Source organism: Tsukamurella sputi (genome assembly GCF_007858445.1).
GTDB lineage: Bacteria > Actinomycetota > Actinomycetes > Mycobacteriales > Mycobacteriaceae > Tsukamurella > Tsukamurella sputi.
The window spans coordinates 14,632-38,808 of record NZ_VIGV01000013.1 but is presented as its reverse complement, the minus strand read 5'-3'; the positions used below and the strand labels follow the sequence as shown (position 1 = coordinate 38,808).

General features: G+C 68.9%; 21 protein-coding genes. 17 read left to right on the top strand and 4 right to left on the bottom strand.

Features of this window, described 5'->3' with window-relative positions; genetic code table 11:
• Window positions 1-11 precede the first annotated feature (11 nt).
• From FK268_RS21755 to FK268_RS21740, 4 genes are read left to right on the top strand one after another with little or no spacing between them, the layout of a single operon-like run.
• The gene (locus FK268_RS21755; protein ID WP_146437600.1) at window positions 12-566 is read left to right on the top strand and encodes a phosphatase PAP2 family protein; all 555 of its coding nucleotides are present in this window, start codon (window positions 12-14) and stop codon (window positions 564-566) included.
• Window positions 566-1,486 (top strand): decaprenyl-phosphate phosphoribosyltransferase, encoded by a 921-nt coding sequence (locus tag FK268_RS21750; protein WP_146437599.1) that lies wholly within the window; start codon window positions 566-568, stop codon window positions 1,484-1,486. Before FK268_RS21755 ends, FK268_RS21750 begins: the two co-directional genes overlap by 1 nt.
• Entirely contained in the window at window positions 1,464-3,470 is a 2,007-nt protein-coding gene (locus FK268_RS21745) for an arabinofuranosyltransferase AftB family protein (RefSeq protein ID WP_146437550.1), read from the top strand. The genes FK268_RS21750 and FK268_RS21745 overlap by 23 nt, the downstream gene beginning before the upstream one ends.
• On the top strand, window positions 3,470-4,825 hold the full coding sequence (locus FK268_RS21740; protein WP_146437549.1) for an FAD-binding oxidoreductase: 1,356 nt from the start codon (window positions 3,470-3,472) through the stop codon (window positions 4,823-4,825). The genes FK268_RS21745 and FK268_RS21740 overlap by 1 nt, the downstream gene beginning before the upstream one ends.
• Before the next feature lie 165 nt (window positions 4,826-4,990).
• Here the strand turns inward: FK268_RS21740 and FK268_RS21735 are convergent, their stop codons facing one another.
• From FK268_RS21735 to FK268_RS21725, 3 genes are all read right to left on the bottom strand, one after another.
• Entirely contained in the window at window positions 4,991-5,902 is a 912-nt protein-coding gene (locus tag FK268_RS21735; protein ID WP_146437548.1) for an MspA family porin, read from the bottom strand.
• 126 nt (window positions 5,903-6,028) lie between these two features.
• Window positions 6,029-7,033, bottom strand: a complete 1,005-nt coding sequence (locus FK268_RS21730) for a hypothetical protein (protein ID WP_146437547.1) — start codon at window positions 7,031-7,033, stop codon at window positions 6,029-6,031.
• A gap of 77 nt (window positions 7,034-7,110) precedes the next feature.
• A complete protein-coding gene (locus FK268_RS21725; RefSeq protein ID WP_146437546.1) occupies window positions 7,111-7,317 on the bottom strand; it encodes a hypothetical protein in 207 nt (68 codons plus the stop codon).
• Between the two features lie 395 nt (window positions 7,318-7,712).
• Between FK268_RS21725 and FK268_RS24330 the strand changes: the two genes are divergently transcribed.
• From FK268_RS24330 to FK268_RS25255, 3 genes are all read left to right on the top strand, one after another.
• Window positions 7,713-9,728, top strand: coding sequence for a hypothetical protein (locus FK268_RS24330; protein ID WP_158636186.1), 2,016 nt, complete (start codon window positions 7,713-7,715; stop codon window positions 9,726-9,728).
• A gap of 73 nt (window positions 9,729-9,801) precedes the next feature.
• The gene (locus FK268_RS21715) at window positions 9,802-10,341 is read left to right on the top strand and encodes a hypothetical protein (RefSeq protein WP_146437544.1); all 540 of its coding nucleotides are present in this window, start codon (window positions 9,802-9,804) and stop codon (window positions 10,339-10,341) included.
• A 1,138-nt stretch (window positions 10,342-11,479) separates the two neighbouring features.
• The gene (locus FK268_RS25255) at window positions 11,480-11,605 is read left to right on the top strand and encodes a hypothetical protein (RefSeq protein ID WP_269434245.1); all 126 of its coding nucleotides are present in this window, start codon (window positions 11,480-11,482) and stop codon (window positions 11,603-11,605) included.
• 1,087 nt (window positions 11,606-12,692) lie between these two features.
• Here FK268_RS25255 and FK268_RS21710 read toward each other — a convergent pair.
• A complete protein-coding gene (locus FK268_RS21710) occupies window positions 12,693-13,547 on the bottom strand; it encodes an alpha/beta fold hydrolase (RefSeq protein ID WP_146437543.1) in 855 nt (284 codons plus the stop codon).
• Window positions 13,548-13,764: 217 nt separating this feature from the next.
• Here FK268_RS21710 and FK268_RS21705 point away from each other — a divergent pair, with 217 nt between their 5' ends.
• The 10 genes from FK268_RS21705 to FK268_RS21660 all read left to right on the top strand — a co-directional run bounded on the left by FK268_RS21705 (window position 13,765) and on the right by FK268_RS21660 (window position 24,066).
• Window positions 13,765-14,898, top strand: coding sequence for an MFS transporter (locus tag FK268_RS21705; protein ID WP_231707211.1), 1,134 nt, complete (start codon window positions 13,765-13,767; stop codon window positions 14,896-14,898).
• Window positions 14,899-14,962: 64 nt separating this feature from the next.
• The gene (gene hemA / locus FK268_RS21700; protein ID WP_231707210.1) at window positions 14,963-16,198 is read left to right on the top strand and encodes a 5-aminolevulinate synthase; all 1,236 of its coding nucleotides are present in this window, start codon (window positions 14,963-14,965) and stop codon (window positions 16,196-16,198) included.
• Window positions 16,195-16,683 carry a GNAT family N-acetyltransferase gene (locus tag FK268_RS21695; protein WP_146437541.1) on the top strand — a complete coding sequence of 163 codons (489 nt, stop codon included), beginning with the start codon at window positions 16,195-16,197 and terminating at the stop codon, window positions 16,681-16,683. Before hemA ends, FK268_RS21695 begins: the two co-directional genes overlap by 4 nt.
• Entirely contained in the window at window positions 16,680-17,732 is a 1,053-nt protein-coding gene (locus FK268_RS21690; RefSeq protein ID WP_146437540.1) for a Gfo/Idh/MocA family oxidoreductase, read from the top strand. Before FK268_RS21695 ends, FK268_RS21690 begins: the two co-directional genes overlap by 4 nt.
• Window positions 17,733-18,737, top strand: a complete 1,005-nt coding sequence (locus FK268_RS21685; RefSeq protein ID WP_146437539.1) for a quinone oxidoreductase family protein — start codon at window positions 17,733-17,735, stop codon at window positions 18,735-18,737.
• A gap of 21 nt (window positions 18,738-18,758) precedes the next feature.
• The gene (locus FK268_RS21680) at window positions 18,759-20,390 is read left to right on the top strand and encodes an alpha/beta hydrolase-fold protein (RefSeq protein WP_146437538.1); all 1,632 of its coding nucleotides are present in this window, start codon (window positions 18,759-18,761) and stop codon (window positions 20,388-20,390) included.
• 84 nt (window positions 20,391-20,474) lie between these two features.
• Window positions 20,475-20,915 (top strand): DUF732 domain-containing protein, encoded by a 441-nt coding sequence (locus FK268_RS21675; RefSeq protein WP_146437537.1) that lies wholly within the window; start codon window positions 20,475-20,477, stop codon window positions 20,913-20,915.
• A 4-nt stretch (window positions 20,916-20,919) separates the two neighbouring features.
• On the top strand, window positions 20,920-21,930 hold the full coding sequence (locus tag FK268_RS21670; RefSeq protein WP_231707209.1) for a cutinase family protein: 1,011 nt from the start codon (window positions 20,920-20,922) through the stop codon (window positions 21,928-21,930).
• Window positions 21,931-21,949: 19 nt separating this feature from the next.
• Window positions 21,950-22,903: a cutinase family protein gene (locus FK268_RS21665; RefSeq protein WP_146437535.1), complete on the top strand. Its 954-nt coding sequence runs from the start codon at window positions 21,950-21,952 to the stop codon at window positions 22,901-22,903.
• A gap of 182 nt (window positions 22,904-23,085) precedes the next feature.
• Complete coding sequence (locus tag FK268_RS21660; protein ID WP_146437534.1) at window positions 23,086-24,066, top strand: TIGR03621 family F420-dependent LLM class oxidoreductase; 981 nt, start codon at window positions 23,086-23,088, stop codon at window positions 24,064-24,066.
• Window positions 24,067-24,177 lie beyond the last annotated feature (111 nt).

Below are 24,177 nucleotides of genomic sequence, written 5' to 3'. Positions count from 1 at the left end.
GCCCCGAGGAGATGATCCTCGTGGGCGTGCAGGCGCAGCTGGCCGGTCGCCCCGGCGTCCTGCCCGCCGCGCGCGGCCTCAGCCACTTCGGCGAGCACTCCCTCGGCTGGCTCGGTCTCGCCGCGCTCGGTGCGGTGCTGCAGCCGAAGCGCCGGACGGAGTACGTCACCGCCGGCGTCGGTGCGTTCGTCGCGCACGCCGCGTCGGTCGTGATCAAGCGGATCGTGCGGCGCAAGCGTCCGGACCACCCGTACATCACCGTCGGCGTCGGCACGCCCAGCAAGCTGAGCTTCCCCTCCTCGCACGCCACCAGCTCGACGGCCGGAGCGATCCTCCTGGGCCGCGCCTCGGGCGTCCCCGGCGGTGCCGTGCTGGCGCCCGCCGCGATCGTCCCGCCGATGCTCACCTCCCGCATGGTGCTGGGCGTGCACTACCCGACGGACGTCGCCGCCGGTGCCGCGATCGGTGCGGCGACCGCGCTGGCCGCGATCGAGGGTGAGAGACTGTGGGTCGATCGAGCGGCGCGGCGCGGCTCGAAGAACCGGACGAAGGGATGCAGCAGCTGATGAGCGAGGAGCCGATCGAGCACGGCGAGCCGAAGGCACCGTCGAACCTCGCCACCGGACTGATCAAGGCGATCCGGCCCCGGCAGTGGGTCAAGAACGTCCTCGTCGTGGTGGCGCCGCTGGCCGCCGGCCGGGACCAGCTGGAGTTCGTCAAGTTCGGCAACGTCGGGATCGCGTTCATCGCGTTCTGCCTGGCAGCGTCGTCGATCTACCTGATCAACGACGCCCTCGACGTCGAGGCCGACCGCGCGCACCCGACCAAGCGCTACCGTCCGATCGCCGCCGGCGTGGTGCCGGTGAACCTGGCCTACGTGCTGTCCCTGCTGTTCGGTGCGGGCGCCATCGCGGTCTCCTTCCTCGCGAACTGGCAGTTGGCCGTGGTGATCGCGGTGTACATCGTGATCCAGCTGGGGTACTGCTTCGGTCTCAAGCACCAGGCGGTGCTCGACATCTGCATCGTCAGCTCGGGCTTCCTGCTGCGCGCCGTCGCCGGTGGCGTGGCCGCCGAGCTGCCCAAGGGCCTGTCGCAGTGGTTCCTGCTGGTGATGGCCTTCGGCTCGCTGTTCATGGCCGCGGGCAAGCGCTACGCGGAGCTGCAGCTCGCCGAGCGCACGGGCGCGAAGATCCGCAAGTCGCTGGAGTACTACACCACCACCTACCTGCGCTTCGTGTGGACGCTGGCCGCCACCGCGGTGGTGCTCTGCTACGGACTGTGGGCGTTCGACAAGACCGCGCATCCGAACAACATCTGGTACTCGGTGTCGATGGTGCCCTTCACCATCGCCATCCTCCGCTACGCCGTCGACGTCGACGGCGGCGAGGCCGGTGAGCCGGAGGAGATCGCCCTGGGTGACCGCGTGCTGCAGGTGCTCGCGATCGCGTGGATTGGAACCGTCGTTGCCGCGGTCTACTTCGCCTGACGCCACGGCCGGCGAGAGCGCCGGCACGTCCTCGTCGCACTTCTCCGCACCCCGGGTCAGCTTCTGGCTCGGGGTGGCGGCGTGCGCGGTCCTGTTCGGGTACGGCGCGTGGGAGCGGCGGTGGATCGCCGACGACGGCCTGATCGTGCTGCGAACCGTCCGGAACCTGCTGGCCGGGAACGGCCCCGTCTTCAACGCGGGCGAGCGCGTGGAGGTCAACACCTCCGCCGCCTGGACCTACCTGATCTGGTTCTTCTCCTGGATCAGCGGCGTGCAGACCGAGTACGTCGTGCTCACCGTCGCGCTGGTGCTTTCCGTCGCCGCGATCCCGCTCGCGATGCTCGGCACGGCGCGCCTGTACCGCGGCGGACCCGGCTGGGCGCGGCTGCGCGGCTCCGGCCTGCTGCTCCTGCCCGCCGGCGGACTGGTCTACATGGCGCTGCCCCCGGCGCGCGACTTCGCGACCTCGGGCCTCGAGGTCTCGCTCACCATCTTCTGGGTGGCGCTGCTGTGGTACCTGGCGATCTGCTGGTCGCAGGCCGATCGTGATCCCGCTCCGGGCCGCGACCGGACGCGCTACTGGATCCTCACGTGCAGCACGGCCTTCGTCGCCGGCCTGTCCTGGTTGGTGCGCCCGGAGATGGCCGTCGTCGGCGGCCTGGTGCTGATCGTCATGTTCGCCGCTCCCGTCGGGCTCAAGCTGCGTCTCGCGCTGACCGCCGCCGCCGGGCTGCTGCCCGTCGGGTACCAGATCTTCCGGATGGGCTACTACGGCCTGCCGGTCCCGAACACGGCTGTCGCGAAGGACGCCAGCGGCTCCAAGTGGGGCCAGGGCTTCACCTATCTGCTCAACCTCGTCGAGCCCTACTCGCTGTGGCTGCCGGTGCTGGCACTGCTCATCGCGATGCCGCTGATCCTGCTCCCCGCACGCGGCGCCCGCACCCCGCTGACCGGCGGTTTCCGCCTGCCGCGCGGCGGCATCACGGGCCTGCGCGACCAGCTGCAGCGCCCCGCCGTGATCGTGGCAGTGATGTTCCTCGGCGGCGTCATCGAGACGCTGTACTGGCTGCGTCAGGGCGGCGACTTCATGTCGGGCCGCGTGCTCCTCGCGCCCCTGTTCCTGCTGCTCCTGCCGGTGATGGTGATCCCGCTGCGGATCCCGTCGCGCCGCCCCGAGGATTCGACGGTCCGCGGCATCGCCCGCCTCGCGACCGGCACCGCGGGCGCCGCGGTGGCCGCCGTGCTGTGGGTGCTGGTGATCGGCTGGGCCCTGCACGCCACGACCTTCCGCGGCCAGCCCGACGGCACCGCGATCGGCACCACCGGCATCGTCGACGAGCGGGCCTTCTACTCGCTGCAGACGGGCCACGCGCACCCGCTCACCGCGGACGACTACCTCGACTACCCGCGCATGAAGTCGTTGCAGGAGATCCTGCGCACCACCCCGCGCGGCGGCGTCTACCTGCCGTCCTTCGACTACGACTGGTGGTTCATCGATCCGCTGCCGTACCCCCGGCCGGACGATGTGCCGCTGCGGCAGACGGTCTTCTTCACCAACCTCGGCATGACCGGCATGAACCTGCCGCTGGACGTGCGCGTATGGGATCAGATCGGCCTCGCGTGGCCGATGGCCTCGCACACGGCGCGGCTCGAGGACGGCCGCATCGGGCACGACAAGGAGATGTTCCCGGACTGGGCCGTCGCGGAGGCGAAGGCCTACCCGAAGCGTCCCGCGCTGCCGCCGTTCATCGACCCGGACTGGGTGAACCAATCGCGAGTCGCGTTGACCTGCCCGCAGATCCAGCAGCTGCAGGACTCGTATGCCGCGCCGCTCACCTTCGACCTGTTCAAGCGCAATCTCAAGCTCTCGCTCGCGAACATGAAGCTGCGCATCGACCGGGTGCCGGAGTACACGCTGCGCATGTGCCGCCTGGACGTGCCGCCGCCGCTCACCGACGACCAGAAGTCGATGCCGAAGCCCTGATGGACCTCGACGGGACGCTGCGGGAGATCGCCGACTGCTCGGTGCTCTCCGACGCGGATGCCGTCGCCGGGTACGCCGTCGATTGGACCGGCCGCTGGCGGGGCGGGCCCGCGCTCGTCGCGCGCCCGCGCACCGTGGAGGCCGTCGCCGCCGTGCTCGCCGCGTGCGCCCGGGCGGGCGTGCCGGTGGTGCCGCAGGGCGGCAACACGGGTCTGGTCGCCGGGTCGGTCCCGCCCGCCGGGGCGGTCGTGCTGTCCCTGACCGGGCTCGACGCGATCGGTTCCGTGGTCGACGGTGTCGTCACCGCCGGTGCCGGCGTCACGCTCGCCGCACTCGAATCCTTCGCGGCCGCACGCGGCCTGACCTGCGGCCTGTCGCTCGCCTCGGGGGAGTCCGCCACCGTCGGCGGCGCGGCCGCCACGAATGCAGGGGGAGCGGAGGTGCTGCGCTACGGCACCGCGCGCGCCCGCATCGCCGGGCTGCGGGCCGTCCTGTCCGACGGTGCCGTCCTCGACCGCTGCCGCCCGCCCGCGAAGGACAACACCGGCTACGACCTCGTCGACCAGCTCATCGGCTCCGAGGGCACCCTCGCCGTCATCACCGACGTCACCTGGCGCCTCGACCCGGCCCCCGGCGAGCGCACGGTGCTCGCGCTCGCCTTTCCGTCCGTGAGCGAAGCCGTCGCGGCCGTGCCCGTGCTGCGGGGCCTCCCGGGTCTCCTCGCCCTCGAGTGGTCCGACGGTGCCGCCGTCGCCCGCGTCGCCGCGCATCTGGACGCGCCCGCGCCGCTCCCGACGGACGGCTGCTGGGTGTTCGCCGAGTTCGACGGTGCGCCCGAGGCGGCGGGTGTCGTCGCCGGACTGCTGCCCGACGACCGGATCGCCGTCGGTGCCGGACCGGAGGATCGAGTCAGGTTGTGGCGCTACCGCGCCCGCACGACGGAGGCGGTGAACGCGGCCGGGGTGCCCGTGAAGCTGGACGTCGGTGTGCCGCTGGAGGAGTTCGCGGCCGCTCGCGCGGCCATCGTCGATGCGGTGGCCGCTGTCTCGCCGGACGTCGAGCCCGTGCTCTTCGGGCACCTGGCGGAGGGCAACCTGCACGTGAACCTCCTCGCCCGCGCCGGCGACAGGATCCCAGAGGGCCTGGCGGAGGAGTTGGAATCGGCTGTGCTGGAGCAGGTCCTGACCTTCGGTGGCACCGTCAGCGCCGAGCACGGCATCGGCCGCGCCAAGCGCGCCTGGCTGGCCCGGCAGCGCGGCGACGGCCAGGTCGCGCTCATGCGTCGCCTCAAGTCCGCGTGGGACCCGTCGGGACTGCTCAACCCCGGCGTCCTGTTCGAGCGTGAGGACCGGTGATCCGTCATTCAGCGATGACCCTAAAAATACTGCGGCGACATCCCACCTACAGAGTTGGAAGCCGCGTACTGAGCTGCGAGAGCAACCCTCACCATCAGGTGCAGGTGACTGTTTGTGTCAGTCTCCGGTATCCGGGACGGTTCACCTTTGTTGGACAGTGCCCGCTTACCTGTTCTGTTCGGGGCGGGTGAGGAAGATCGGTTTGCCGAAGGTGGTGAGGGTGTCGTCGGTGGCGTCGGTGCTGATGGCGACGGTGGCGTAGGTGCGGACTTGGACGCCGCCGATGCAGTTGTCGACGGCGATGCGGATGTCGCGGGACATGACCTGGGCGTTGGGGCCGACGACGGCTTTCTTGGCGTAGGGGATGTCTTTGGTGGTGCCGGGTTTGAGGATGCCGGAGATGTTGCCGGTTTCGGTGACGGTGTCGGACAGGGTGCCGGAGAGGCTGCCGGTTCCGGTGCCGGAGACGCTGCCGCCGCCGGAGCCGCCGTTGGAGCCGCCTTGGCCTTGTCCGGTGACGGTGCCGGACGCGGTGACGGTCGGGGTGATCGACGCGGTCGTGGCGTTCGACAGTGACCCACCAACGGTCAAGCTATCGGCGGTCACGGCGCAGCCGACTTGGACTCCTGTTGTGAGAGTTGCCGACTTGATTCGACTGGTGGGCTTGCGTTTCGGGTCGTTGGGGTGTTCGGCTTCGATCTTGGCCTCGCCGCCCACGGAGCTGAAGCCCTCGAAGCTCTGGGGCGATCGGTTCAGCGGTGGAACGGAGTCGAGCTTCTCCCCGAACTTGGAGACGGTGACTTTCCAGCCGTCGCGGGTGATCAGTTCGCGGCTGGTGTCGGCGAATTCGCCGTCGCGGATCTGCCCGGGGATGGGCACCCGCATCCGCGGTGCGGGCGGCGGGGTCACCGCGGCCGGCGCGGCGGGCTTCACGTCCGCCGCGGCGGGGGCCGGCTTGGGTGCCGGTGCCGGGGCGGCAACAGCGGGGCCGGCGGCGAGCGTGGCCGCTGCGGCGGCGGCGCAGAGCGCGACGAGTGTCTTCGATGCCGCAGACGTGCGGGTGCGTGCGGTGTTCATGTCCGAGAAGTCTCCCCTGGTGAAGTCAATCAACGATGTCACATCATTAACATTGGTCTCAATAGCACTATACGTCACATAGTTTGACAACCCAACGAGCTACAGCCATCCGGGAAAGGCAGGATTTTAGCTGGTCAGCATGCCTGCGATGCCGCCGGCGATGACAGCGATGACGATGAGGCCGATGACGGTGGCCATGATCAGCCGGTGTGCTGTCAGTTGCCGCTGCGCGGCGGCGTGGGAGGCGTTCCAGAACGGCAGGGCCGGGCTGGGGATGTGCTGGGCGGTCGCGCCGCCGCCGAACCGGTACGGCTGTGCTTGCTCGGGGGCGGCGATGGCGCCGATGGGCAGGGTGTGTAGGTGGCGGCCGCACACGGTTAGTTGCTGCCAGGTGTAGAGACTTTGAGGGTTGGGGGCGGCTTTCCAGCGGGCGGCATCAGCGAGGAGCGCGGTGCGTGCGGCAAGGGCGGGGCGGTACTGCTCGATCAGCGGCGCGGCCCGGCCCCAGAGGACTGGGAGTTTCGGGTCGACCCATCGCATCAGACCGTTCGACGAGGGTTCGGATGTGGCGCTCTCGGTGGTGGTCAGGCCAGCCGCGGACAGGAGGTCAGCGGCGTCGGCAGGAAGCGCCGAGGTCGGCACGTCGGTAGCGACAGCGGCGTTGGTAGCGGGGTCTATGCCGGTTAGTTGCAGGATCGCGGTCGTGAGCTCCTCTCCGGCCGAGGCGCCATCCTGCGCCGTTCCTGCCGTGGCGGCGATCGTGAGCGCGGTGTCCGGGTCGGGGTGGGCGAGGAGGTACTCGGCGGCGTCGATCCGGGCTTGTAGGTCGAGCGGTGCCGCGGTGGTGCTGGAGTGTCGTGCTGCGATGAATTGGCGGTACCAGTCGCGGATCGTCCGCAGCGCCACCGGGCTCCGAGATCCCGGTGCTGTCTTGCCGTTGTCGCGGGCGCGGACGGTGAGCCAGAGCAGGACCGGTGCGATGGTGTCGAACTGGTCGGGCAGGTGACGTCCGGAGCACCAGTTCGAGAGCTTCTGCACGCTCACCCGATCACGACCAGCGGCGTTCGCTGCCGCGGCGGTCGCAGTCAAGGTCGGCCCGCCGGCCGCGGCGAGCAGGTCCCGCAGCGCCACTCCGAAGTCCTGCGCGGTTCCGCCGGTCGCCGCCCTTCGGGGCTCGGCCGGTGGTGGCGGTGGTGGCGTCGCAGTCATCAGCGCATGGGTGGCCGGATGGCTTGCCACAACGCGGTCACGCCGGCCACGGTGAAATGGCTGGCGATCATCATCGCGAGCACGAAGGCGAGGAACACCCACGGCGTCCCCACCGTCTCACCCCACGCGTTCAGGTGGGAGACGGTGAACGCGCAGCCGATCAACAGTGCAACGCCGAACAACAGGCCGATCAGCTTGATCGCCATCGCCCGCTGCTCCGCCGTCGAATCCCCGCTCGCACCGGTAGCGGCCGGTGGACTCACTCCCTCGTCAGACATCGTGCAACCTCCATACCCAACCCGATCTAGTGAACCGATCATTGTCGTCACCGAATACGGCACGAACGTTACACGGAGGTTGATTCGCACGCGTCACGACACCGGAATGCCGTCTTTGTCCGAATTACAAACCTTCCTCAGAGGTCTGTAATTTACAGAGCCTGGTCTGTAAATCGGTCATTTTTGTGGCGTCTAGCTGCGACTATGCGATTCAGTGTCAGTTTGGGGGTTGACAAACCGTGCTGGTGTGGTTGATTGCCGGGCATCACGCGACAACTCGTCGCATCCAACCCGTGCAGATCCCAGATTCGAGGAGCTTGTCGATGCCCGACAACCCCAACACCACTCCTGCCGGCGGCCCGGCAGGTGGAGGCTTCAGCAGGCCGCCGCGGCCGACCCCGCTCCCCGCCGGCGGGCCCCGGCACACCCGCAGCGCCGATGACACCGCGCAGCTGCCGGTTCAACGACCCAAGCCAGCTTCGGCCGGATCGGGAGAGCAGCGACCGCGTCTGTTGCAGCAGCGCCTGCAGGGCGTGTTTCTGACGATCATCGGTATCACCGGGATCGTCGGCGGCGTCCTGTTCTCGATCGAGGCGCCTCGGTTCACCCCGGTGCCGGTGGTGTTCCTGACCTTCTGGCTCGTCATGGTCATCGTCGGCCGGATCCTGTTCACCGGCCTGAACAAACTCCGTGCCGCCGGTGTCACCGCCGCGCCCGCGCCTCATCAGGTGCGTGCCGCTGCCGCCGTCGCCGCGATCGTCGTCGCTGTCGGGATGATGGGCTTCGCCGCCACCAGCGCCGGCAGCGGTGTCGCGCAGGCAGCACCGTGCCCGGGCGGAGGCCCCGCCACCTGCGGACCGGACCCGAACGGTCCCACGCTCACGTTCACGCCGCCGCCCGCGCAGACCAACGCGCCGGGAGGGCAGCAAGGCGGTCAGCAGGGCGGGCAGGACAACAACGGGATCGCGACCTCGCCCGCTCAGGGCGGCAACAACGGCCCCGGCATCCAAGCCCAAACACCCGAGTTCGGCACCCCCGGCCAGCAGGCCCCAAACATCCCCGGCAACGAACAACCCGGCCAGGGCGGCCAGCAGCAGCCGGCACAGGGACAGCAGACCGGGCAGCAGAACCCCGTGCAAACCACTGCCCCTGGTCAGCCGCAACAGACTGAACAGCCCACGCAGTCCGGTCAGCAGCCGTCCCAGTCGACGGTCACCGTCACCCAAACCCAGTCCCAGTGCCCCGCCCCCGGCGCAGCCGGCGCACCCGGAGCGGGGGGCCCCGGCGGCGGGGCACCCGGCGGTGACGGCGGCACCACCGGCGGACCCGACGGCGACAACAAGGACGGAGCACCCTCCTGGGCCTACCTCGTCGCCGAGGCGACCGGAGTAATGGCAGGACGGCGCCGCAACACAGGCGGCGCACCGACACCCTCCGCAGACGCGCCGACTGACGCAGCCTCGCTCGTCGACGACGCGGCGGACCAGACGCCCGTCGGCGAGCAGCCGACCACCTCCACCCCGGACGCCGGGTCAGCAGACACCACAGACGAGTCGAACGGAGCCGATCCCGCACCTGAGCAACAGCCATCAGACGGAAACATCACCAAGGATCTTCCCGAAGACGACTCAACGAGCGTGTACCACGCTGGTTACGACTCAACAGGGATGTACATCCCATCGCCAGGCGAGGCCGGACCATTCACCCCAGCGCAGCAAGCAGCACAACAACAGCTCCCGGACCTCAGTGATCCCTTCCCCACACCACCTCAAGCGCCGACGCAACCTGAAGTCCCGACGGATCCTCCCCCCGTCCTAACGCCCACCCCCAATCCGCTAGGCCTGGTGGATCCCACACTGCCTGCGCTCGAGCCCGGAAACGGGTTGGTCTACGGACCTCCGAGCAATCCGAATCTCCTCGCGAGAGTGCCCGGCCCTGCTCCGGACCGGTCTGCGTCACAGACTTGGACTCCGTCTCCAGACGTCGACGGCGCCATAGTTGGAGGCGGATTCAGCGGTTCCTCCAAGGGGCTCGGTCGAGCATCCGAGATCCGTACTAATCCAGGTGCCCATGTGCCAGCCGCAGAAGCTTCCGCGTCAAGGACTATCGGTACAGCAGCGGGCAGGGCCGCAAGGGTAATTGGCCCTGCCGGCAACCTCATTACTGTCGGCGTTGGCGTAAACAATCTAGTTAACAATAATGCCCCTATTCCTGAAACTTTGGGTAGCATTGGTGGCACGCTCGCGGGTGCTTCGTACGGAGCATCCCTTGGTGCTCAGATCGGTATCGTGGGGGGCCGATCGGAGTGTTTGCGGGAGCGGCGGTCGGGGCGGCCGTAGGGGGACTGCTCGGTGATACAGGTGGGCAGGCGGTTGGGCGAGGCCTGAGAAACGCATGGAAGGGACTGTTCGGATGACCTCGAACCAGGAGAACAGTGAGCTTCAGAGTGAAGCGGCAGATGCACGCGGAAAGCTTCTTATCGGTCAGAGGGTCACTGTGTCAGGCAAGCCTGTTATTATTCCAGATGCCTTTGTCCCGCCTGAGTTCGCCCGAGACGGATTCGCTGCAAATATTGACTTCGGGATTAAAGCATCGCAGTGGACACCGAATTCGCTTGTGGAAAACGAAGTTCAGGCCATCTCGAAGGAGATGTGCGAAGGCGGCGGACTGCGCGACTTTAGGATCGTACAGCTTCCGAAGCGGAGGAATTCGACCACCTGGGTGGCCGCCATCGAGGGAACGTACTCTTATGGCGCGTGGACACTAGCTTTCCTTGAGGTCTTGATACTGATCTCCGAGACACCTCTCGAAGCGGACAGTAACGGAGAGTTTCTTGTCCACGTAACCGGCACGCACATCTTATCGGATGGCATGGCGAGATCTGCAATTCGATCCGCTATGTCGAGTATTTGTATCGATGGAGCCCCCATGTTATCTTCCTTGCAATCATGACACTTAGATTGGCGACCGCTATTGCAGTAGGGTCCCCGGTTGCAGTCGGTCTGATCGGGTTCTTCGTTCTGACGATGCTGCAGCCCGAGTCCGATCCTGGCCAGCAGTCCAAGCAACGGCGGTGGTACTGGGCTTGCTGGGCAGCGTGCACCCTCTTCCTGCCACTATGCATATATGTGGCGAAGCCGGAGGTGAATCTCGGGGCCGTGTTGGCGACGGCGTTCCTCCCCGCTTTACTGTTTATAGTCAACGGAGTGATGCGTACAAGTTACGTGCTTATTCCACTAACGGGAGGCAGAACAATTGGGCCGGTGTGGCCGAACAATCTTTAGCACCGCCGCCCCGTACGCATCGATTCGATCGATGGGCTCGAATCGTAGCTTATAGAAAGGAACGTTGCGCGTTCGATCGTTCATGAGGGCCCCTGCGAGTGCCTTTTCTCCCAGGTAGCGGGTGTAACGCGTCCAATGCCCGCAACATTGTCAAGTACTAGGTCGTTTGCGACGCGCACGGTGGCGCCGGGGGTGCGGCGGTCGCCGGCGCACCGCCAAGGGGAGTGGGCTGACGGTGACCATGATCAGCCGGTGTGTGGTGAGTTGTCGTTCGGCAGCGGTGTGGGAGGCGTCCCAGAACGGCAGAGCTGGGCTGGGAATGTTCTCGGCGGTGGCCCCGTCGCCGAATCGGTATGTCCGCGGAGCGGGCAAGGCCGCGGGGCGCGCGCTACTGCCGGGGGTCGCTGTGGTGGCGACGATGGCTGAGGGGAGGGTGTGTAGGTGCCGGCCGCATGCGGTAACTACCCCCGCAGCTTCGGTGGCCTCTGGGTTTGAGGCTCAGCTGCAGCAATCAGCCAAGGATTCAGCACGCAGGGCTGCGACTCCGGGGATATTCTCACCCCGAACCGGCTCGCGATGCTGCGTTACGCGCCGAAGAAGCTGCGCTCGGTCGCACTGCCAAAAACGCTGTTCCTATTCCCAAGGTTGGCGGCGCTCTCCTAACTGCCGCCGGAGCGATATACGATGTGAGTAGCGGAACGAGGACCGTCGCAGATGCCGCAGGGAATACCGCCGCCGCGACAGTCGGCGGCATCGCCGGCGCAGCGCTACTTGCCCCAATCCCCGGAGGCGCCTTCCTATGAGCGATGATTGGATCCTATGCCGGCGGGCTAATCTGGGACAACAAGGACGCAATCATCAACGGCGCTGTTAACGGCACCGGAAAGGTCATCGACGGCGTGAAGAGTGGGTGGAAGAAGCTCTTCGGGTAACATTGAGGTCGCGTCCAAGGATCCCCAGTTTGAGACATAATGGATACAAATCTTCTCACGATGTGCGTGCTGGCAGCCGTCAGCTTCGCCTCCGCATGGGCCGTTTGGGGCTCACCTACCTCAACCTCTGCGCTGCGGCGTGTGTGCGCTCTGCCATTTCTGATTCTCACGGCCGTCCTTTTTCCAATATTCGGCGGACGGCTTCTCGACGGGCTCCTCTTTCTTGCGGCCGCAATTATCGTAAGGCTTAGGTTTATGCCGGTCGACGACATCAAGTCCCTATTCACGGCAATCGATCGACCATCAGGGCGTCTGCGCCCCGCGAGACAGGAGAGGATGATTGATGATTCTACGGAAAGTCGAGTGCTTCACTTCACGTCGCGGCGGTGAGGCTCAATGATAAGCTTACCAGCTCCTTACTCTCTAATCATCTTGTCATTCCAGCAGTCTTAGTGTTGCTACTTGCGATCACGCTGCGTTCATTGCCAATGACAGCAAGCCTGTCGCTATGGGGCGGTGTTGCGGCGTGCGCTCTTTTCGCTTCGGCAGCCTTCGCTGTCTTCTACTCAAGCGATTTAAGGGAGGGTGCTCTTGGATTTATCGCGCCAGCACCGTTGGATATTGTCGTGGTCGTAGCTGGTCAAGAGGCGGTTAGAAGGATCACCCTCCGACGAGTCGGGCACTAATTCGTCTTTTCGGGCAGTTCGATCGGTGTTGCGCAGTCGATCGTTTATGAGACACCCTGCGGCTGACCTGTCTGCCCAGGTCGATGGTGTAACGCGACTCGTATCTGCAACAATGTCACGCACTTCTTCGTTGGCGACAAGTCATGACCACGCGAGTCGGATGCGGACGGATCTCGATTAGGCGCCATTACTTCTGAAGCGCAGAAGCTAGTCCGCCGATCATCCGTGTTGTCAGCCGGTATGCCCTTGGCCACTACGACGTACGGCGCGGTGTCGTAGGACCGAAGACGTCGTCCGACGACCAGTTCGAGCAGGTGCTGGGTGACCTGCGCGGTCGGCGACTACGACAAAATCGCGGAGCGGTGCCGCACAGACCTCGCCCGAGCCGTGATCGCCATGTCTCAGAGTCGGTGCCGGTCCAGGAACTCCTCGATCGCTGATGCGAAGACCTGGTTGTCGTCGCCCGCCACCATGTGCCCGGCTCCACTGACATCGGCGACCTCCGCATGCGGCACGCGCTGCAGCATCTTCTCGACGCCCTCGTCACTCACCACGTCGGACTTCCCGCCGCGCACGATCAGCGTGGGGATCGTGACCCCAGCGGCTGCGGCTCCGAGGCGGTCCTTGTCCTGGATGCGGGCCTCGCCCCGATCGTCACCGCGGATGAACGCGGGGTCCCAGTGCCAGTACCAGCGGCCATCGGCCCGCTGCCGGACGTTCTTCTTGAGCCCTTCGAGGTTGCGTGCGCGCTTGCGGGTGGGGTTGTACGCGGCGACGGCGTCGGCGACCTCGTCGAGCGTGGCGAAACCGTCGGTGTGCGCGGACAGGAACTCGGTGACCCGGTCGATCCCCTTCGGTTCGACGTCCACGACCACGTCGACCAGGGCGAGGGCCGAGGCGATGCCGGGATTCTCGCCGACCGCGCACAGGCTGGTGATCCCGCCGAGTGAGGCCCCGATCAGTACCGGAGGCGGACCGTCGACGGTGCGCAGGACGCCGAGCAGGTCCCCGACGAAGTCTCCCAGCGCGTACGAGCCGTCCGGCGCCCAGGCCGTGTCGCCGTGGCCGCGCGCGTCGAGCGTGAGGACCGTGTACCCGCGTCCGGCCAGCGCCGCGGCGGTGCGGTCCCAGGAGTGCCGGGTCTGGCCGCCGCCGTGCAGCAGCACGAGCGTGGTCCCTCCGTCACCCCAGCGGTCGCCCGCGATCGACAGCCCGTTCACGCTCAGCGTGAAGGGCGTACCCACGGCGTCCGCCATGCCATCACCTCGTCCGACGTCGAAAACTCCGATCACGAAGTCGTATCACGTCCGTGCGTCAAGGGTGCCGGGAGTGATGACCACAACTCCCGCCACCGGTTGCAGGCCCACCGGAGCTCGTATGTAGTGAGGCGAGCAATCGAGTTCGCCGGATCGACAACGACGTCGGGAGTGGTAGTCCGTGGTACGTGCACTGTGGCCGTTCATCATCGGAAGTGTGGCGCTCGGTCTCGACGCCTACGTGATCGCGGGGCTGCTCCCCACCATCGCGAGCGACCTGCACACGACGCAATCGCTCGTCGGACTCGGCGTCACGGCGTTCACCGGCGCGTACGCGATCGCCGGGCCGCTGCTCGCGGGGCACGCCGGGCGCGACTCCGGCAGGTACCTCGCGGTCGCGCTGACCGTCTTCGCCGCGGGCAACCTGCTGACGGTGTTCGCCCCGACGATCGCCGTCTTCATCGTCGCCCGCGTGATCGCCGGCGCCGCCGCCGGCGTGTACTCGCCGTTGTCGTCCGCCGTCGCGGCGCACCTGGTGGCACCGGAGCGGCGGGGCCGCGCGCTCAGTCTCGTCCTCGCCGGGATGGCGACGGGCAGCGTCTTCGGCGTCCCGCTCGGCCTGTTCGTCGCGCAGCGGGTGGACTGGCGCGCGACGATCGGGATCATCACGGCGCTCGGCGTGATCGCGCTGCTCGGCGTCCGGTTCCGCGGTGGCGAGCCGCTCCCGCGCATCGAGGCGCCCGGCCTGGGCGCCCGCCTGCGCTCGTTGACGGCGACGCCCACGCTGCTGACCGTGCTCGTCACGCTGTTCACCGGCATCGGCTCGCTCGGCCTGTACACCTACATCAGCCCGCTGTTGTCCACGTCGTCGCTGTCCGAGCACCTGACCCTGTCCATCTGGATCTGGGGAATCGGCGGCGCGGTGGGTGTCTTCGCCATCGGGCGGATCGTGGACGCGCTCAAGAACACGCTCGCGATCACCGCGGCGATCACCGCCGCCCTGGCCCTCGTCCTCCTCGTCATCGGACTGGAGCCCGCCGCGGTGATCCTCGCCGCCGGCCTGTTCCTGTGGGGCGCGCTGGGCTGGTCCTCGCTCGCGCCGCAGCAGCACACCCTGCTCGCCGCGGCCCGCGAGAACGGCGCCACGGCGGTCGCCGCGAACGCCTCCGCGAACTACCTCGGCTCGGCGATCGGTTCCGCCGTCGGCGCACTGCTCGTCGCCGGCGGGACGGCCGGTGGCTCCCTCGCGCTGCTCGCGGCGTGTCCGCTCCTCCTCGCGTTCCTGATCCAGCTCGTCCGGATCCGCATCGCTCGCGGTGCCGCCGCGGAGCAGCCCGCGCCGGTCGCCTGACGCTCCGCACCATCCCTCTCGGCCCACCCACCGCACCACCACTTCGACGAAAGTGAGTACCGGCGTGTCTTCTTCCCTGCTCGAGACCCAGAACCGCTACGAGAACGTCGCCCGCAGCAGACTCGACCGGCTGCGCGCCGTCGGCGAGTACCGCACGTTCGCGAACATCAACCGGCGCGCCGGAGCCTTCCCCGCCGCGGCGGTCGGCGCCGACGGTGCCGGCGACCCGGACGTGGTGGTCTGGTGCAGCAACGACTACCTCGCGATGGCGCAGCACCCGGAGGTCATCGCCGCGGCGCAGGGCGCTCTCGCCGAGTACGGCGTCGGCGCCGGGGGCTCGCGGAACATCGGGGGCACCAATCGGGAGACCGTCGCGCTGGAGTCGGTGCTGGGCACGTGGTTCGACAAGGAGCGCGCCCTCGTCTTCCCCACCGGATACGGCTCGAACGACGCCACCATCGAGGCGCTGAGCCTCGTCTACCCGGAGCTGGAGATCTTCAGCGACGAGCTCAACCACGCCTCGATCATCGCCGGGGTGCGCCGGAACCGGAACGCGCGTCACGTCTTCCGGCACAACGACGTCGACGACCTGCGCGCCCAACTCGCCGTGGCCGACCCGTTGGTGCCGAAGCTCGTGGTCTTCGAGTCGGTGTACTCGATGGACGGCGACATCGCGCCGATCGCCGAGATCCTGGCCGTCGCCAAGGAGTACGGTGCGCTCGTCTTCCTCGACGAGGTGCACGCGATCGGCATGTACGGGCCGCAGGGCCGGGGCATCGCCGCCTCGCTGGGTCTGCTCGACGAGATCGACATCGTGCAGGGCACACTCGCCAAGTCGATCGGCGTGATCGGCGGCTTCATCGCGGGTAAGGACTGGCTGATCGATGCGATCCGTTCCTTCGCGCCGGGATTCATCTTCACCACCGCGCTCCCGCCCGCGACGTGTGTCGCCGCCCGTCGCAGCGTCGAGATCGTCCGTGACGCCGACGATCTGCGGGCCGATCTGCAGGCGAAGACCGAGCTGTTGCGGCAGCGGTTCCGCGCGCACGGCATCACCGTCATGCCGGCCTCGACCACCCACATCCTGCCGGTGCGGATCGGCGACGCCCTGCTGTGCACCGCCGCAGCGCGGAAGCTGTTCGACGAGTACCGGATCTACGTGCAGCCGATCAACCCGCCCACCGTGCCCGCGGGCACGAGCCGGTTCCGCATCAACGTCACGCCGGCGCACTCCTACGAGCACATCGAGCACCTCGCGACCTCGCTCGGCGCCGTCTTCCGCGACCTGGGTATCGGATGACCGCCGCGGCGTCGCTCGCCGTCCGCGCCGCCGCGCCGGGCGACGCGGACGCGTTGGTCGCGCTGCGCGAGCAGCTGTTCGCCTCGGACCCGCAGGCGCACTGGGCGGAGGGTGGCGGCGACTGGCGGCCGCGCTACCGGGAGCAGCTCGACGAGGAGTTCCGGAACGCTGACGCGGGCGTGCGCACGTGGGCGGGGACCGTCGACGGCGCCGTCGTGGGGACGCTGACGGCGATCGTCGACCGGCGGCTTGCGGGCCCCGCGAACCCGACGGGCCGGACCGGGTGGATCCAGGGCGTGTACGTCGCCCCGGCGGCGCGTGGCCGCGGCCTCGCCGCGCGTCTCACGGCCGCGGCTGAGGAGTGGCTGCGGGAGCGGGGCGCGCGCACCGTCGTGCTGGCGTCCACGCCCGCGGCGGAGGACCTCTACCGCGGCCGGGAGTACGTGGAGGACCGCGAGACCCACTTCCGGAAGGACCTGCGATGACCCGGGCGGACCTGTTCGGCACCGGCTACGAGGGCACCCGCCTGCGGGAGTCCCTCCATGCGGCGGCGCGCCTCGCGGGTGACGGTGAGCCCGTCGAGGTCCGCGAGTACGGCCGCGAGGACGCGGCCCGGCTCGCCGCGCTGACGCCGGCGGAACGCGCGGAGGCCTTCCGGGGCGCGCGCTTCCTGATCAACGCCACGAACGACGATCAACACGAGTCGATCCTCGAGCTCCTCAGCGCGGCACCGGGGTTCGTGGTCGCCGAGAAGCCGCTCGTCGCGCCGCACCAGGGCGTCGCGGAGTCCTGGTCGCGGGCCTGGGGTGATCGGGACGGCTTCGCCCTCAACACCGTCGAGCGGTACTCGGCGGCCGTGGACCACGTGCGAGCGCGGATCGCGGCTGCGGACCTGCGGATCGCGCGGATCAACTTCGTCTGGGCCAAGAACAGGTTCGACGATCCGCGCCCCACCGTGGGCGTGGTCTCCGAGGTGATCCACCCGCTCGACCTCGCGATCCACCTGCTCGGCGGCAGCGCGACCGACGTCCGGCTCCGATCGGCGAGTGTCGTCGAATCCGACTACGCCGCAGCGGGCACCGTTCTCCCCGAGACTGTCCAGGTGTCCTTCGAGCTGGGCGGTGCGGTGGTCACCGGGTACTCCAGCTTCGCTCACCCGAGCCGCTCCCGGGTCTTCGAGATCACCGCCGTCGGTCGGGGCGGAGAACGGGAGTACTTCGAGATCCGGTTCGACGATCCGGCCTGGGACCACGACCGCGTCCGGCACTGGTCCACCGCCGGTAGCGCCCCGCCGGCGGTCCTCGATCTCACACCGCCGGCCGACGGGAGCCCCGCGGGCACCGCGAAGCTCGTGCGGTTCTGGCTCGACCTGTTCGACGGCAGGTTCGGCCGGCGGTACACCCGGTACCCCGAGGCCGTCGCGTTGCAGGACCTCCTGGTCGCGATCTCGGAGGCCGGACGGTCCGCCGTCGACTACGGCGGGGGCCCGGCGCGATCCGTGCTCGACCGCCTCGACCCGGAGAGGTTGGGGTAGGTGGGATTCACCGGACGCTGCATCGGTGTCCACGAGTTCGGCGGCCCCGAGGTGCTCAGCGTCTTCGACGACGTCAAGTCCGCGGCCGCCCCGGAGCGCGTGGTACTGCGCACCCGTTACTGCGGCGTGAACCCCGTGGACGTGAGCTTCCGCGTCGGCCGCATGCGCGGCTACGCCGGTGATCCGACGCCCGGCCTGGTCCTGGGCATGGAGTGCGCCGGCGAGGTGGTCGACTCCCGCGACCCCGGCCTGCCCGTGGGCGCGCTCGTCAACGCCCTCACCCTTCCGGGCGAGGGGCCGCACGCCGGGAGCTACGCCGAGTACGTCGAGGTCGACGCGCGCCGTGCGGCTCTCGTGCCCTTCGGTCTCGCGGCCGACGCCGCGGCGGTCATCCCGCTCAACGGCGTCACCGCGTCGTCGATCGTGGACGAGCTCGCGCCGGGCGGCACCGTCGCCGTCACCGGGGCCGCGGGCGCCCTCGGGCGCTTCCTGGTCGCCGCCGCGAGCGGTGCCGGGCTGACCACGATCGCCATCGCCCGCGCGGCGGACACCGCCCTGTTGCTCAGGCTCGGGGCCGACCGGGTGCTCGACACCGCCACGCTCGGGTCCGACGGTGCGCCGCCGGTGGACGCCGTCGTCGACGCCGCGAGCCTGGGACCGGGCTTGACCGACTGGTTCGCCCCGGTGGACACGATCGTGAAGGTGCGCGCCGACGCCGAGTACACGCTGCCGCACCGGCGTCTCATCGAGGCCAACGTCCGCCGGGCGACCGACGTCGCGGGGCGGATCGCCGTGTGGAACCGCCGGGTCCGGCACCGGCCGGAGATCGTCGGACCGATCGAGCGGTTCGTCCCGGACGAGGTGGCCGCCGCGCAGGAGCGGCTCGCCACGCGGCACCGACGGGGCCGCGTCGTCCTGCGCTGGCGGGAGTGCGGTCCCGTCGGGCGGCCCGGTGGGTCGCGCTCGTCACAGCTCACCCTGGCGCGGCACCGGGACGGCGAATGACACGCGTGTAACACTGGTCCCATGTCATCGCTGGGCCGAATCGGAACGTTGCTCGTGGCCGGGGCCGTGGCGGCCGGAACCGCCGTGGCGGCACCGTCGGCCCTGAACCCCGCACCCGCGCACGCCGACCCGGCGCCCGCGAAGTCCCGGATCACGGACGTCCAGTGGCAGGGCGATCACCAGGTGGACCTGTCGGTGTACTCCGCGGCGATGAACGACACGGTGAAGGTGCAGCTGCTGCTCGCGCGCGACTGGCACGCCGATCCGAAGGCGAAGTTCCCCACGCTGTACCTGCTCGACGGGATGCGGGCGCGCGAGGACCGCAACGGTTGGCTGCTGGAGACGAACGTCGCGGACTTCTACCGTGACAAGAACGTCACGGTCGTGCTGCCCGTCGGCGGGCAGTCCAGCTGGTACACGGACTGGAAGCGCCCCGACAACGGGAAGAACTACCAGTGGGAGAGCTTCCTGGCCAAGGAGCTCCCGCCGTTGCTGCAGCAGGGCTGGCGCACCACCGACGCCCGCGCCGCCGCGGGCGTCTCGATGGGCGGCACCGCCGCGTTCACGCTGGCCGCGCGCAACAAGGGCCTGTACCGGTTCGCCGGCTCCTACTCGGGCATCCTCTCGACGAGCACGCCCGGCACTCCCGAGTCGATCGCGATCGCCATGCGCGACGCGGGTGGCTTCAACGCCGACGCGATGTACGGCCCGCCGACGGATCCCGCCTGGGCGCAGCATGATCCGCTGAAGTTGGCGGAGAAGCTGCGCGGCATCAGCCTGTACTTCAGTTCGGGCAACGGCTCGGGTGGCACCGGCGCGCCGACGGATCTGCAGGCGATGGCCCTCGAGGTGCTCTCGCGCTCGTCGAACCAGGCCTTCGCGATCGAACTCAATCGGCTCGGCATCCCCGCGAACGCCCTGTACCGCCCGTCGGGCAACCACAGCTGGCCCTACTGGCAGTTCGAGAACGGCCAGGCCTGGCCGCAGGTGCAGTCGGCGCTCGGCGTCGCCAACCCGAAGCCCTGCGCCGTCGGGGGCGCGATCGCCGAGGCCGCACCGAAGGCACCGGCCCTCGGGTCGTGCGTCACCGTCGAGTACGCGGTGCCCGGCGGGCGGGCGCAGGACTTCCGCGGCGGCCAGATCTTCTGGTCCGCGGATACCGGCGCACAGGTGGTCGGCGGCGCGATCGGCGGCGCGTACCTGGGTACGGGCGGCCCCGGCGGTCCGCTCGGCTACCCGATCGGCGGCGAGCAGGCCCTGCCCGATAAGAAGGGCCGCTACCAGCAGTTCCAGCGCGGCACCGTGTACTGGTCCGCCCAGACCGGCGCGCGCGCCGTGCGCGGGGCGATCCGTGACAAGTACGCCGCGCTGAACTACGAGCGCTCGCCGCTGGGCCTGCCGCTCGGCGACGAGACGAAGCTCCCCGCCGGTGCCTTCCAGCGCTTCCAGGGAGGCCAGGTGTACTGGTCGCCGAAGACCCCGGCGACGGTCGTGAACAACGGGCCGATCTTCGTCGAATGGGGGCGGCAGGGCTACGAGGGCGGCCGCCTCGGCTACCCCGTCGCCGATGCGACGCCGATCCCCGGCGGTTTCGAGCAGCGCTTCGAGCACGGTGTGATCGCACTGGTCAACGGGGTTGCTACCGCACGCTGACGCCCGCCCGGGGGTTGCGCTTCCGCGCTGCCGGTAGCCTGGGCAGCGCCTACGTGCGGGACGTCACTTTCAAGGAGAGAAGACATGGCTGGACTTCGGGGAGCCCTCGCGGCCGCAGTGATGACGGGCGGCGTGCTGTTCGGTGCCGTCGCGTGCGGCGGCAGTTCGACGGTGGACGCGCCCACCACCCTGGTGGAGGGCGGCGGAACGTCGCTCCCGGCCACCGCCCCCGGATCGGCCACGGCGCCGTCGGGCTACCCGGGCGGGAGCTCGGTCGCGAACACGGCGCTCACCCAGAAGGACAAGGACTTCATCACGAAGGTCCGCGCGGACGGCGTGAAGGCCCCCGATGACGTGGTGATCAACGCCGCGCAGTTCGCGTGCGAGTACGACAAGTCGGGCCGCGACGCCAAGAACCTCGAGCCCTTCGTCGTGGGCATCCTCGGCCCGTACGACGGTGACGCCGCGTCCGGCAATGCGAAGAAGTTCATCACGGAGGCGCGGGCCTCGTACTGCAAGAAGTGATCCCGTGACGCATCAGGAGCCGGGGAAGTCCGGCGGTGGGCGCAGGTTCTCGCCGCTGACGATGGTCGTGGTCGTCGTCGTGGTCATCGCGCTGATCCTGCTGGCGATTCTGATCGGCACGTGGCTCCGGCCAGGACCCTCGCTGCCGCCGACCTCGCCGGGAGGCTCGTCGTCGAGCACCTCGGCGACCGCGGCGCGGCCCACCTCGCAGCCGGCGGACTGCCCGGACGTGCAGGTGATCTCGGTGCCGGGCACGCTGGAGTCGTCGTCGAAGGACGACCCCTACCGGCCGACGTTCAACCCGAACTCGCTGATGCTCAAGATCACCGCGCCGCTGGCGCAGGCCTTCCCCGCGGCGCGGGCGGACGTCTGGACCACGCCGTACGTGGCGCAGCTGTCGAACCCCGTCGCCATCCCGCCGGACGGGCAGGTCTCGTACGAGAAGTCCCGCACCGAGGGCTACGACAAGTCGGTCGCCCAGATCAAGAAGGTCTACGACAAGTGCAAGCTCACCGGCTTCGTGCTGATGGGCTTCTCGCAGGGCGCGGTCATCGCGGGCGACATCGCCGGCGAGATCGGCGCGGGGAGGGGAGTGATCCCCGCGGAGAACGTGCTCGGCGTCGGGCTGATCTCCGACCCGCGGCGCGAGCCCGGTGACGCCCGGACCGCGGGCCCCAACCCGCCCGGCGTGGGAGTCGAGGTCGCGTACGGCGGCTTCAGCTTCGGCAGCCTGTCACTGCGCGGCAAGCGCGAGGGCGGCTTCGGAGCGGTCAAGGACCGCGCCGTCTCGCTGTGCGGCAACAACGATCCGATCTGCAACCAGCCCAAGGACATCTTCCAGGCGGGCAACATCGCGACCACGCTGCCGGAACTGCAGAAGGTGCTCACCGGCAACTCGCACGCGCTCTACGCCACGACCACCGATTGGGCGGCGAACGGACAGACCGCCACGCAGTGGCTGCAGAACTGGGCGCGCGGCGTGATCGACAAGGCGCCTAAGCCTCCCCACAGCTAGCCCTGGTATCCACATAGGAATGGCAGGCACGAAGAGTCAGGGAGCGCGGAAGGCCGGACGGGTCTTCGGCATCGCGGTGATCATCGCCGCGATCATCGCGATCATCGTCGTCATCACCCTCATCATCACGATGATCCGCAAGCCCGAGCCGACCCCGCCCGGGCCGCCCACGGGCACGCAGAGCGCCGATTGCCCGGACGTGCAGGTGATCTCCTTCCCCGGTACCTGGGAGTCCTCGGCGACCGACTCGCCCGAGGCGCCGAAGTTCAACCCGCGATCGCTCATGCTGCAGGTCACCAACCCCCTGCAGAAGCGGTACAACGGCGCGCGCGCGAACATCTGGACGGTGAACTACGCCGCGCAGTTCCACAACCCGATCGCGGTCCCGCCGGACGGCCAGATGACCTACCAGGCATCGCGCCAGCAGGGCACCGACCGTGCGGTCGCGCAGATCACCAAGGTCAAGGAGCACTGCCCGCGCACCGGTTTCGTCCTCATGGGCTTCTCTCAGGGTGCGACCATCGCCGGCAACATCGCCGCGCAGATCGGTGCCGGCAAGGGCCCGATCGCCGCGGATCGCCTGCTGGGCGTGGGCCTGATCTCCGACAGCCGCCGCGTCCAGGGGCAGGGCAAGGCGATCGGCGTCGACCCCGAGGGCGAGGGCGTGGAGGTCACCTTCTCCGGCTTCAGCTTCTCGGGCGTCGATCTGCAGGGCAAGCGCGACGGTGGCTTCGGTTCCGTCAACGATCGCGTCGTCACCATCTGCGGCTCCAACGACCCCATCTGCAACCAGCCCAAGGGTGGGCTGCTGGGCCTCGCGACGGGGCTGCCGCAGGTGATCTCCACCATCACGCAGAACTCGCACGCCGCGTACGGCACCACCGCCAACTGGTCGCTCGACGGCAAGACCGCCACCCAGTGGCTCACCGGCTGGGCCACCGGCGTCATCGACAAGGCCCCGAAGACCAAGTAGCGCGGCCCGTGCTGTGAATCCACGGCTGACAACGGTACGAGGCAGGATCTGACTTCGTATCGCGCTGAGCCGTGGATTCACGGGCGGGTCCGGAATCGCGGGCCGGCCGAAGCACCGTCGGGCAGCGGTTAGGCTGTGCGCAACGTTTCGACCGCACCACAGCCGACCAGGAGTACCCACACGTGACCACTGAGCACCGCAAGTTCCGGTTCGCGGCGGGCGGCGCCGGTAATGCCGACGAGGGCGGCGCGCGCAAGTTCGTCAAGCTGGCGCAAGAGGCCGAGGAGCTGGGCTTCGACACTTTCGCCATCCCGGACCGCCTGGACGCGCAGGTGGGGCCGCTGGCGGCGCTCGGCGCGCTCGCCGTGAGCACGTCCACGATCCGACTGGCCACGTCGATGCTCGCGATGCCCTTCCGGCACCCCGCTGTGCTGGCGAAGGAGCTGACCACCATCGACGTGCTGTCCAAGGGCCGGCTCGAGATCGGCCTGGGCCTCGGCGCCTTCAAGGACGACTTCGACCAGTCGGGGATCGAGTTCGAGGCGCCGTCGCGCCGGCTGCAGCGCCTGGACGAGGGCCTGACGGTGCTCGACGCCCTGCTCCGCGGCCAGGAGGCCGAGTTCGAGGGTGAGGTCTTCCAGGTCAAGGAGCTCAAGGGCTACCCGCGGCCCCGGCAGGGCCCGCGCCCGCCCATCGCGATCGGCGCCGGTGCGCGCCGGACGCTGGAGCTGGCAGCGCGCCGCGCCGACGTGGTCTCCATCAATCCGCGCAGCTCGGCCGAGGGCAAGCTCAAGATCTCGGACATGTCCATGGACGCCGTGAAGAACAAGGTCGAGATCGTGAAGGCCGCCGCGGGTGATCGCTTCGCGGACCTCGAGCTGTCCTGGAGCATCGCGACCATCGTCGTCACCGACGACCGCGAGCAGGTCGCCGACTTCGCGCTCAAGGCCATCGAGCGGGGCCTCTCGGCCAACATCGAGGTCGACAAGGAGGTGACGATCGACGACGTGCTGGGTTCGCCCTACCTCGCGATCGGCACCTTCGACGAGATCGCCGACCAGGTCCGCGCCACCCGCGAGGCGACCGGCATGTCCTACGTCGGCGTCGTGCCCACCCAGATGGAGGCGTTCGCACCCGTCCTCGAGCAGCTCAAGGGCGAGTGACCCCACCTCACCTTTTTCGCCCGGCCGCTACCGCGCGGTACGATAGTCGGGTTTGCGGATTTTCACAGCATGTGAACGCCCCGAACGGGTGAAACATGTTGCGGATATCAA